The organism is Cupriavidus sp. 05N40 (assembly GCF_056397305.1).
In genome coordinates this window covers 25,804-36,893 of sequence record NZ_JBFTND010000047.1, presented here as the reverse complement: position 1 = coordinate 36,893, position 11,090 = coordinate 25,804, and the positions used below count along the sequence as shown (strand labels likewise).

The window sequence follows — 11,090 nt, the reverse complement described above, 5'->3', positions numbered from 1 at the left end:
ACATCGACATTGCCGGCAATTGCCAGCGCACGGAAGACGACGGCTTCCGCGAGGACGCCCACATGCGCGTGGCGAGCAACGATGTGCGCAGCCTCAGCTGGACCCTGTGGGTGGGCAGGCGCGGCTCCTGCCATTTCGACCTGACCGAGTTCCGCCAGACCCGCAAGACCCCCCATATCGAACTGCGCGCGATCGACGATAGTGGCTGCACGCTGATGGTCTGGCAGGATCCGCGGCGCGTGACGCTGGCTCACGCCCATTGCGAAAAGCACTGCACACCGGGCATCTACGAGCAGGCGTGGCCGGTCTTGTTCGATCCGCGCAGCGGCGCCTGCGCCGAGATCAGGTAGCGCTCAGGCAGCGCCGCGCAGACGGGAGGCGGCGCGCGTCAGCGGCTTGGCCAGCACGGTGGTGGCAAGCGCCATCAGCAGCAGGCCGGAGAACGCCGTGGTGCCGATCAGGCCGGCCTCGAACAGGATGCCCAGCACCACCACTTCCATCAGGCCCTTGGTCTGTACCAGCGCGCCCAGCATCCATGCCTCGCGCGGCGCAAGGCCAGCCATGCGCGCCGGCAGCGCGGTGCCAGCCACCTTGCCGAGCACGGCGACCAGCGTGCTGAGCCCGAACACCAGCAGGGTCTCGCGGCCGCCGATGGCGATATCGGTGCGCAGCCCCGTCATCAGGAAAAAGAACGGCAGCAATACCACCACGGTGGTGGGTTCAAGCTGGCGCCGCAGATCGGCGGCCGCATCGCGCGGCAGCACCACGCCGGCCAGGAAGCCGCCGAGGATGTAGTGCAGGCCGATCGCTTCGGATACCAGCGCGGAGGCGAAGATCAGCACCGCGACCAGGGCCAGGCGCGCATCGTTGGCGTTCATGCGCGCGAGCAGGCGCGCCAGGGCCGGCCGCACCAGCCAGAGCATGGCGCCGACATACAGCGCGCCGAACAGCGCCAGGCGCAGGAAATCGCCGGCGGAGGAGCGGCCCGCGCTGGCGAGGATGGCCGACAGCACCAGCCAGATGGCAGCATCGCTGAAGGCCGAACAGCCCAGCGCCAGCTGGCCGGGAACGGAATCGGAGAGCTTCATCTCGCGCAGGATGGCGCCCAGCACCGGCAGCGCGGTCACCGCCATCGAAACGCCTACCGCCACGGCGAACTGCCAGGGCGAGGCCGCATGCCCGGCCACCGCCGGCGCGGCATGCACCAGCCACGCGCCGGCCGCCGTGCCGAGCACGAACGGCACCAGCACGCTGCCCAGCGCCGCCGCCGTGGCGATGCGCCGCATCCCCTGCTGCCCGGCACCGCCGATATGCAGGCCGGAAAGAAAAGCGAACAGCACCACCGCCAGCCACTGCAGGCCCGACAGCGCGGACAGCTGCGCCGGGCCGAACAGCATCTGCCAGCCCTGCGGCCACAGCGCGCCCAATAGCGAGGGCCCGAGCAGGATGCCACCCACGATCTGCATGGCCACCAGCGGCACGATGCTGCCAATGCGCAATCCGCGCCACAGGACGAAGGGCGTGCCTACCACCAGGCAGGCCTGGGCAAAGAAAAGCGAGACGGGATTCAAGATGGAGACGCCGTGCCGGCCGGGCGGGCGGGAAGAGAGGATTGAACGGGTGGAAAACGCAGCGAGGGCAGGAGGCGGCGCATGCGCGGCCTCCTGTGTGAACGGTCCCTATTTTGCCTTCGGCACCCGCCCCATCAGATAGAACTCGTCATTGGGCCGCATGCCGATGGTGTTGGCCATGCGGTTGGACAGGCCGAAGAACGCCGTGATGGCGGCGATGTCCCAGGCGTCCTCGTCGCTGAAGCCGTGATCGCGCAGCGCAGCGAAATCGGCATCGGAGACATCGCGGGAGTCCTGGCAGACCTTGAGCGCGAAATCCAGCATGGCGCGCTGGCGCGGCGTGATGTCGGCCTTGCGGTAGTTGACCGCGACCTGGTCGGCCAGCGCCGGCTTCTTCTCGTAGATGCGCAGGATGGCGCCATGTGCCACCACGCAGTAAAGGCACTGGTTGGCGCCCGAGGTCGCCACCACGATCATCTCGCGCTCGCCCTTGCTCAGCCCGCCCTCCTTGAGCATCAGTGCGTCGTGGTAGGCAAAGAATGCGCGGAACTCGTCGGGCCGGTGCGCCAGCGTGAGGAAGACATTGGGCACGAAGCCAGCCTTGTCCTGGACTTCCAGGATGCGCGCGCGGATATCTTCCGGCAGGTCCGCCAGGGCGGGAACGGGATAGCGGCTGATCGGCGGTGCGTCGGGCTTGCTCATGTCTTCCTCTGCGCTGTGGTTTGCATGCCATTCTAGCGAAGTTGGCGCCCGCACCCGCGCACCGCGGCGAAACGATGTGGCGCGGGAGGCGGATGCCTCCCGGCCCGGCCGGCGCAATGGCGCGCCGCGCCTAGTGCGTGGCGAACTGGATGCGGTGCAGCCCGGCGTACAGCCCCTCGGCCGACAGCAGTTCCTCGTGGCTGCCGTGCTCCGCCACGCGCCCGTGATCGAGCACCACGATGCGGTCGGCGTTCTCGATGGTGGAAAGGCGGTGCGCGATCACCAGCGTCGTGCGGCCGACCATCAAGGCCTCCAGCGCGGCCTGGACCTGGCGCTCCGATTCCGAGTCCAGCGCGGAGGTCGCCTCGTCGAGGATCAGGATCGGCGCGTCCTTGTAGATCGCGCGCGCGATCGCCAGACGCTGGCGCTGGCCGCCGGACAGCTTCATGCCGTTGTCGCCGATATTGGTTTCGAGACCCTGCGGCAGGCCCTTGACCATATCGGTCAGGTAGGCGGCCGCCAGCGCGCGCTCGACACGGGCAATATCGATGTCCGCCTCCGTATGCACGCCATAGGCGACATTGGCGGCCACGGTGCCGTTGAACAGCACCACGTCCTGGCTGACGAAGGCGATCTGGTTGCGCAGGTCCTTCAGCGCGAACACGTCGATCGACTGCCCGTCGAGCAGGATGCGGCCTTCGGTCGGATCGAAGAAGCGCGGCACCAGGTTGACCAGGGTGGTCTTGCCGCTGCCGGACGGCCCCACCAGCGCCACCACTTCGCCGGCACTGACGTGGAAGCCGACCTTGTCCAGCGCCGGCCTGCCCGCGTCGCCGTAGCGGAAGCTCACCTTCTCGAACACCAGGTCGCCGCGCGCGCGCGCCAGCGGCAGGCCGCCTTCCTGGCGCTCGACCGGCTCGTCGATCAGGCCGAAGATCATCTCGGCCGCGGTCAGGCCCCGCTGCAGCGGCTGGTTGAGGTCGGTCAGGTGCTTGAGCGGCGAGATCAGCAGCAGCATGGCCATCACGAAGCCGGTGAAGCTGCCTACCGTGGTCTGGTTCGACTGCGACTGGATCATCGCGATGGTCAGGATCACCGACAGCGCCAGCGACGCCAGGAAGGCCGTGACCGGCTGGTTCAGCCCGCCCGCCACCGCCATGCGCATCGAATAGCCGCGCAGGCGCTCGGCCATGGCGGCGAAGCGCGAGGTCTCGTACTGCTCGCCGCCATGCAGCTTGACCACCTTGTAGCCGCCCACGGCTTCCTCGACCACATAGGCCGCACTGTTGGTCAGGGCCTGGTGGTCACGGTTGAGCCGGCGCAGGCGCCGGTTGACCTTGGACATGACGARGCCGATCACCGGCAGGATCACCGCCACCACCAGCGTCAGCCGCCAGTTGGTGTAGAACAGGTAGACCAGCAGCGCCAGCACCGTCAGCGAATCGCGCACCAGCGTGATCAGCACGCCCGTCAGGATCTGCATGACCTGGTTGACCTCGAAGATCACCGCGTTGATCAGCGAGGCCGCGGTATTGCGGTGGAAGAACAGCGCCGGCGCATGCAGCATGCGCTCGAACATCTGCATGCGCATCTTCAGCAACACGCGGTTGGAGATCAGGCTCAGCAGGTAGCCCGAAGCGAACTGCGCCACGCCGCGGATCAGCGCCACCCCGGTCAGCAGCGCCGGCACGTGCCAGAGCTTGCCCACGTAGGCGCCGCCGAACCCCTTGTCGAGCAGGTCGTTGACGACCTTCGGGATCAGGCCTTCCGCGCCCGCCACCACCGCCATCGCGATGATGGCGACGACGAAGATGCGCATCTCCGGGCGCAGATAGGCCCAGACGCGCTTCAGGGTATCGGCCTCGCGGCCTTGCGGGGCATTATTTTCTCGAACGTTCACAGCTTCTCCGCCCCGTCGGTGCGGGGATATTTTGTTTGTACCGCGGCCAGGCCCAGCAGGAGTCCGATGACGCCCGCATAGAAGACGATATTTGCCTGGTGCGCCATGGTCACCTGCGTCAGGCCACTGATCAGGCTGGCCAGGACCACGCCGATGCCGGAAGCGCTCAGGCTCACGCCAAGGGTGTTGGCATTGCGGCAGCAGATGCGCAGCAACCGCCAGAACAGGAAACCGGGCACCAGGAACAGCCCCAGGAGGGCCAGCAGGCCAGGCATGCCGGTGGTGGCAGCCGCCTCGAGCACGTCGTTGTGGGCGTGCTCGAGAATGCAGACGTCGGACGCATTGTGGGCCTTGCAGAAGGCCGAGCCCTTGGGGATCCGCGCAAACTGCCCGATGCCCACGCCGAGCCACGGATGCAGCCGGATCGAATCCACCGCGAGTTCCCATGTCTTGAGCCGGGCGCCAACCGAAGTCTCGGTATTCCCGTTCTGGAACTGCTCCAATTGCCCACGCACGAGATCCACCCGCTGCGCGACCGGGCTATTGGGAACGAGATATAGCCCCGCGGCCAGCGCGACGATCAGCGCCACCGCGCCGAAGAATCTCGCCGGCTTCATGCTCGGGTAGCGCACGAACAGCAATGGCACCATCGTGACGGCCAGCGCCAGCCAGGCGCCGCGCGTGCCGTTGACGATCAGTACGGCAGCCGCCAGTGCCAGGTTGAGCCAGGCGATCAGGTGCGCCCTGCGGTTGTCACCCGGACGCACGAAGCCGATCAGTCCCAGCGCGGCAACCATGTTGCCGAAGGCAATGGCCTGGGTCCAGGCCGACGGCCGCGGATCGTTGAGCACCCAGCGCTGGAACAGTACAAGCACAAGGCTTGCCGCCAGCGCCACGGTGATCCCGCCCCAGATGCGCTGCGGGTCGGGCGCGGTTCTCAGCACGACCAGGCAGGTCAGCAGCAGCAGCAGGATCCTGGATGGGTTGTCGATCACGTTCCACGGCACGCCGAAGTAGAGCTTCGATGCCAGGAACACAAGCACGGCGGCTAGAATAGCGAGCCCGAGCGGATAGAGCGTGGCGCGATACTGCGCCCATGTGCTCCCCATGCCACGGTAGCCCAGCAGCCCGAGCACCACGATGCCCGCGAGGAAGATGCCGGCACCCTTGGGCACGCAAAGCAGCAGGATCGGGAATGCCAGGACCAGCGCATTGGCGATGGAGGTCACTTTTCCCRCACGAAACACCATAGACAAGCCCTATGAAAATCTCAGTCGTACTGATTACAAAAAACGAGGCACACAATATCCGGGCCTGCCTGGAAAGCGTGTCCTGGTGCGACCGCGCGATTATAGTGGATTCGGGTAGCCAGGACGGCACCGTGGAGCTGGCCCGCAGCCTGGGCGCCGAGGTCTTCGAAAGCGCGCACTGGCCGGGCTTCGGCGCGCAAAAAAACCTGGCTGTCTCCAAGGCCGACACCGAGTGGGTCCTCTCCCTCGATGCCGACGAACGGGTCACCCCCGAGCTGCGCGACGAAATCCTGGCGGCGGTGGCGTCCGGCCAGGCCAATGCCTACGAAATGCCGCGCCTGTCGCGCTTTTGCGGCCGCTTCATCCGTCACGGCGGCTGGTACCCCGACTACGTCACACGGTTGTTCCGGCGCGGCCGTGCCCGCTTTACCGACGACCTGGTGCATGAGCGCGTGGTCGCCGATGGCCCGGTAGGAAAACTGGCCTCGCCGCTGCTGCACTATACCTACGACGATTTCTCGCAGGTGCTGCGCAAGGTCGACCAGTACTCCACGCTTGGCGCGCAGCAGGGCTTCGCCCGCGGCAAGTCCGCCTCGCCGGCCAGCGCAGTGCTGCACGGCGTCTGGGCCTTCTTGCGGACCTACCTGATGCGCCGCGGATTTCTCGACGGCGCGCAGGGCCTGGGCGTGGCGCTGATGAACGGTCAGGCCAGCTACTACAAGTACATCAAGCTGTGGTACCTGCGGCAGAAGACGCAGCAGCAGGAGCCGCAGCACTAGGCCCGGCCACCACCGGGTGCGGCGCGCCCAGCAGATCGTCCACGCACGCGCTGAAGGCCGCCGAGGTGGGGCCGAACCCCATCTGCTCGATATGGCTTGCGGCGAACGCCAGCAGCCTGGCCCGCAAGGGCGCATCCTCCAGCCCGCGGCGGATCGCCTCGGCCAGCGCGTGCACGTCGCCGACCGGCGTCAGCAGGCCGGCCTTGCCATCTGCCAGGATCTCGCGCGGCCCCACCGGGCAATCGGTGCTCGCCACCAGCTGGCCCAGCGCCATGGCTTCCAGCAGTACATTGGGCAAGCCTTCCATCTTCGAGCTGAAGGCCATCAGCCGCGCATGGCGGATCCACACATAGGGATTGGCCTGGAAACCGGCAAAAGTGACCCGTTCGCTGATGCCCAGTTCGCGCGCGAGCGTTTCCAGCCGTGCGCGCGATGCCCCTTCGCCCACCAGCACCAGGCGCTCGCACAGGCCGGTGCCACGGACCAGCGCGGCGTAGGCCCGCAACAGCGTGGTGAAATCCTTCTGGCTTTCTTCCAGGCGCCCCACGGAGACGATGTAGGGACGCGCGGGCGGACTGAACGCCGCGCTGCCGAGCGCACGGATCCGGTCCAGGTCGGTGGCGTTGTAGAGCCGGACGAACTTGCCCGCGGCCTCGGGGATCAGCGCGCGCGCGTCGGCCAGCATGCTGTCGTTGAGCACCACGATGCGGTCATAGTGCTCGCGGCACTGGCGCCGCAGCTTGCGCAGCTTGCGGCGGTTCTCGCGCTCCAGGTGCGCCACGCTGAAATGCTGGTAGCCGATCATGGGCACAGGCAGGCGGCCGGTCAGCCGCGACAGCGACATATCGTAGTCGATCACCAGGTCATAGTCGCGCGCGATGCTGCGGAAACGGCGGTTGACCAGCGGCTTGCGCAGCGGCGGCAGCAGCACTTCCTCGTAGATCTTGCCGAGCGGGCCGAGCTTGCCCGCCTTCTTCATCTGCCGGAAATGCGACAGCCAGCGCTCCGGCGCCAGGATATGGATCTTGACGTCCGGCGGCAGCATGGCGCGAAAGTGCGTTTCCAGCGCCTCGGTCGGATAGGTCAGCGTCAATCCCAGCTCGAAGCGCTCCCGGTCCAGCGAAGCCAGCAGCGAAACCAGCGAGGTCTCGATGCCGCCGCGCAGGAAGTGGGTCAGGTGAAAAAGGATGCGTTGCTTGGCCATGCGGGGGCGTGGTTGATCCATGTAATGACGGGCTGGCTGACCGGGCAGGAAGCGGCCGGTCAACCGTACAGCATGCGCACGTTCTCGCCGGAAAGCGCCGTGCGGAAACTGGCAAGCGCATCGTCGGACGGCGTGACCAGCCACTGCCGCCCCAGCTCCGCCTCGCAACGCGCGCCGCTGGTGGCATAACTCACGCGCACGGGCAGGCCCGGCGTGTTCGCCACCGTAGCGAGATAGGGTGTCAGCAGCTCGCGCAGCAGCTCGGTGGAGGCATTGCCGTTGATGGCCAGCCCCACAGCCTCGGCATATTTGGCGCGCGCGGCCACCAGGTCCATCACCGATTCGGCGGTGAAACGCACACCGCCGGTAAAGGTGTCGTGGCGCGCGTTGCCCTGCACGATCACCAGTTCATCATCGCGGAACATGTGACGATTGGCATCGAACAGTTCGTTGAACACGGTCATTTCCACCTGGCCGGTACCGTCGTCGAGCAACACGATCAGCATCTTGCCGCGCTGCGTCATCTGGGTGCGCATGCCCGTGATGACACCGGCGATCACCTTGCCGCGCACATCGCGCCCGTAGCCGCCGCCGTTGCCCTGCACCTCCTTCTCCAGGCCCGCGAGCGTGCCCTTGAGGAAGCGGCCGACCTCGTCGCGGTAGGCATCGAACAGGTGGCCGGAGAAGTAGTAGCCGAGCGCCTGCTTTTCTTCCTGCAGCGTGCGCTTGGCCGGCCAGCGCGGCTCGTCGACCAGTTCGGGGCGGTGCGACTCGCCGGCGTCGGCCATGAGGTCGAACAGCGACACCTGGTTGGCGGACTCGGCCTTCTGCTCGGCGGCTTCCATCGCCCGCGACACCGAAGCCAGCAACTGGCCGCGGTTGTCGTTGAGGCTGTCGAAGGCGCCGGCGCGGATCAGCGCCTCGATGGTGCGGCGGTTGACCTGGCGGCGGTCGACGCGCTCGCAGAAATCGAACAGGTCGGCGAAAGGCCTTTCCTCGCGCGCGCGCAGGATGTCCTCGATGGCGCCCTGGCCCGAGCCCTTGATGCCGCCGAGGCCGTAGCGGATGGTCTTGGCGTCCGTCGGGGCGAAGCGGTACTCGCTGGCGTTGACATCAGGCGGCAGCACCTTCAGCTTGTTGAGCTTGCAGTCCTCGTAGAGGATCTTGACCTTGTCGGTGTCGTCCATGGCGAGCGACATATTGGCCGCCATGAATTCGGCCGGATGGTGCGCCTTAAGCCAGGCCGTGTAGTAGGCCAGCAGCGCATAGGCGGCCGCGTGCGACTTGTTGAAGCCGTAGCCCGCGAACTTTTCCATCAGGTCGAAGGTATCGTCGGCCTTTTCGGCGGTAAGGCCGTTCTTGGCCGCGCCCGCGCGGAACAGCTCGCGGTGCTGGGCCATTTCCTCGGCCTTCTTCTTGCCCATGGCGCGGCGCAGCAAGTCGGCGCCGCCGAGCGAATAGCCGCCGATGATCTGCGCCATCTGCATCACCTGCTCCTGGTAGACCATGATGCCGTAGGTCTCCTTGAGCACCGGCTCGACGCGCGGGTCCGGATATTCCACCTTCTCGCGCCCGTGCTTGCGCGCGCAGAAGCTGGGGATCAGGTCCATCGGGCCCGGGCGGTACAGCGCCACCAGCGCGATGATGTCTTCGAAGCGGTCGGGCTTGGCGTCCTTGAGCATGCCCTGCATGCCGCGGCTTTCCAGCTGGAACACCGCCACCGTGTTGGCCGTCTTGAGGATATCGAAGGCCGGACCATCGCTGAGCGGGATGTGGCTGCAGTTCCAGTCCGCCTTGGACGGATCGAGCCGGCGGATATAGCGCTCGGCCCAGTCCAGGATGGTCAGCGTGGTCAGGCCCAAGAAGTCGAACTTGACCAGGCCGGCGGCCTCGACGTCGTCCTTGTCGTACTGGCTGACCACGCCGCTCATGCCGTCGTTCTGGCCGCCCTGCGTGTACAGCGGGCAGAAGTCGGTGAGCTTGCCGGGGGCGATCAGCACGCCGCCGGCGTGCATGCCGACGTTGCGCGTCATGCCTTCGACGCGCTGGGCCAGCTCCAGCAGCTGGCGCACTTCTTCTTCGTTGTTCTCGCGCTCGGTCAGCAGCGGCTCTTCTTTCTTGGCTTCCTCGATGGTGACCAGCTTGCCGGGCTTGAACGGGATCAGCTTGGCGATGCCGTCGACGAAGCCGTAGCCGAGGTCCAGCACGCGGCCCACGTCGCGCACGGCGGCCTTGGCCGCCATGGTGCCGAAGGTGGCGATCTGCGAGACCGCGTCCTTGCCGTACTTCTCCTTCACGTAGGTGATCACGCGATCGCGCCCGTGCTGGCAGAAGTCGATGTCGAAGTCGGGCATCGASACCCGTTCCGGGTTCAGGAAACGCTCGAACAGCAGCGCGTACTTGAGCGGGTCCAGGTCGGTGATGCCGAGCGCATAGGCCACCAGCGAGCCGGCGCCGGAGCCCCGCCCCGGGCCCACCGGCACGCCGTTGTTCTTGGCCCAGTTGATAAAGTCCGCCACGATCAGGAAGTAGCCGGGAAAGCCCATCTTGATGATGGTGCCGGTCTCGAACTCCAGCCGCGCGTAGTATTCGGGCCGCCTGGCCTCGCGCTCGGCTTCGTCGGGAAACAGCACCTCCATGCGCTTTTCCAGGCCTTCCTTGGCCAGCTGGACCAGGTAGTCGTCGAGCGACATGCCGTCCGGCGTGGGGAACAGCGGCAGGCGCGGCTTGCCGAGTTCGAGCGTGAGGTTGCAGCGGCGCGCGATCTGCACCGCATTTTCCAGCGCGGAGGGGATGTCGGCGAACAGCGCGCACATCTCGTCCTGCGTCTTGAAGTACTGGTCGGTGGTGAAGCGCCGCGTGCGCCGCGGGTTGGCCAGCAGCTCGCCTTCGGCGATGCAGGTGCGGGCTTCGTGCGCGGTGAAATCGTCGGGCGTCATGAACTGCACCGGATGCGTGGCCACCACGGGCAGGCGCATCCTGGCGGCAAGCTGCACCGCCTGCTGCACATAGGAGTCGGTGCCGGGCTGGCCGGCCCGCTGCAGCTCGATATAGAAGCGCTGCGGGAACACCTTGGCCCAGTGCGCGGCGGCGCGCTCGGCCGCGGCGTCGTTGCCGTTGGCCAGCGCCATGCCGACGTCGCCGCCCATGGCACCGGACAGTGCGATCAGGCCGGTGGCCAGCGGCAGGCCCTCTTCGCCGGCTTCATCGAACCAGCCTGGCTCGATCTCGGCGCGGCCGCGGTGCTGGTTGGACAGCCAGGCGCGCGACAGCAGCATGCACAGGTTGAGGTAGCCGCGCCGGTCCTGCACCAGCAGGAGCAGCCGCGCGGGCTTGTCGCGGTCTTCAGCGTTGGTGAGCCAGACGTCGGCGCCGACCACCGGCTTGACGCCGCCGCCGCGCGCTTCCTTGTAGAAGCGGATCAGGCCGAAGGCGTTGGCCAGGTCGGTCAGGGCGAGCGCGCCCATGCCGTCGGCCGCCGCGGCCTTGACGGCGTCGTCGAGGCGCACGATCCCGTCGACGACGGAGTATTCGGAGTGGAGGCGGAGATGAACGAAGCGAGGTGCAGACATGGGCGTGATTGTACCGGCTCGGCATGCCTGCGCCTGCGTTCTTTGCGCGGGCGCCGCGCGCGCAAGCTTGACCCCCGCGCTGGGAAAAAGCCGGCGCGCGGCCTTTGAGGCG

At 67.2% G+C, this 11,090-nt stretch carries 8 protein-coding genes; 2 read left to right on the top strand and 6 right to left on the bottom strand.

The window, feature by feature from the left end:
* On the top strand, positions 1–350 hold a 350-nt coding region (locus AC1DO7_RS13600; protein WP_477116229.1), incomplete at its 5' end, for a hypothetical protein.
* Between the two features lie 3 nt (positions 351–353).
* Here AC1DO7_RS13600 and AC1DO7_RS13595 read toward each other — a convergent pair.
* The 4 genes from AC1DO7_RS13595 to AC1DO7_RS13580 form a co-directional block, all read right to left on the bottom strand.
* Positions 354–1,571, bottom strand: coding sequence for a cation:proton antiporter (locus AC1DO7_RS13595; RefSeq protein ID WP_441612482.1), 1,218 nt, complete (start codon positions 1,569–1,571; stop codon positions 354–356).
* Between the two features lie 108 nt (positions 1,572–1,679).
* Positions 1,680–2,273, bottom strand: coding sequence for a peroxidase-related enzyme (locus tag AC1DO7_RS13590; protein WP_441612483.1), 594 nt, complete (start codon positions 2,271–2,273; stop codon positions 1,680–1,682).
* Positions 2,274–2,403: 130 nt separating this feature from the next.
* Positions 2,404–4,173 carry a lipid A export permease/ATP-binding protein MsbA gene (gene msbA, locus AC1DO7_RS13585; protein WP_477116228.1) on the bottom strand — a complete coding sequence of 590 codons (1,770 nt, stop codon included), beginning with the start codon at positions 4,171–4,173 and terminating at the stop codon, positions 2,404–2,406.
* Positions 4,170–5,402: an O-antigen ligase family protein gene (locus AC1DO7_RS13580; protein WP_441612486.1), complete on the bottom strand. Its 1,233-nt coding sequence runs from the start codon at positions 5,400–5,402 to the stop codon at positions 4,170–4,172. Before AC1DO7_RS13580 ends, msbA begins: the two co-directional genes overlap by 4 nt.
* A gap of 32 nt (positions 5,403–5,434) precedes the next feature.
* Here AC1DO7_RS13580 and AC1DO7_RS13575 point away from each other — a divergent pair, with 32 nt between their 5' ends.
* On the top strand, positions 5,435–6,202 hold the full coding sequence (locus AC1DO7_RS13575; RefSeq protein ID WP_441612488.1) for a glycosyltransferase family 2 protein: 768 nt from the start codon (positions 5,435–5,437) through the stop codon (positions 6,200–6,202).
* Here the strand turns inward: AC1DO7_RS13575 and AC1DO7_RS13570 are convergent.
* Complete coding sequence (locus tag AC1DO7_RS13570; RefSeq protein WP_441612489.1) at positions 6,150–7,406, bottom strand: glycosyltransferase; 1,257 nt, start codon at positions 7,404–7,406, stop codon at positions 6,150–6,152. The two genes, AC1DO7_RS13575 and AC1DO7_RS13570, sit on opposite strands and share 53 nt — an antisense overlap.
* A gap of 59 nt (positions 7,407–7,465) precedes the next feature.
* Entirely contained in the window at positions 7,466–10,978 is a 3,513-nt protein-coding gene (gene dnaE / locus AC1DO7_RS13565) for a DNA polymerase III subunit alpha (protein ID WP_441612490.1), read from the bottom strand.
* Positions 10,979–11,090: the final 112 nt, after the last annotated feature.

Coding starts and splice junctions, on each gene's coding strand:
- AC1DO7_RS13590 (WP_441612483.1), bottom strand. CDS start 2,273: ATGAGCAAGCCCGACGCACCGCCGATCAGCCGCTATCCCGTTCCCGCC.
- AC1DO7_RS13575 (WP_441612488.1), top strand. CDS start 5,435: ATGAAAATCTCAGTCGTACTGATTACAAAAAACGAGGCACACAATATC.
- AC1DO7_RS13570 (WP_441612489.1), bottom strand. CDS start 7,406: ATGGCCAAGCAACGCATCCTTTTTCACCTGACCCACTTCCTGCGCGGC.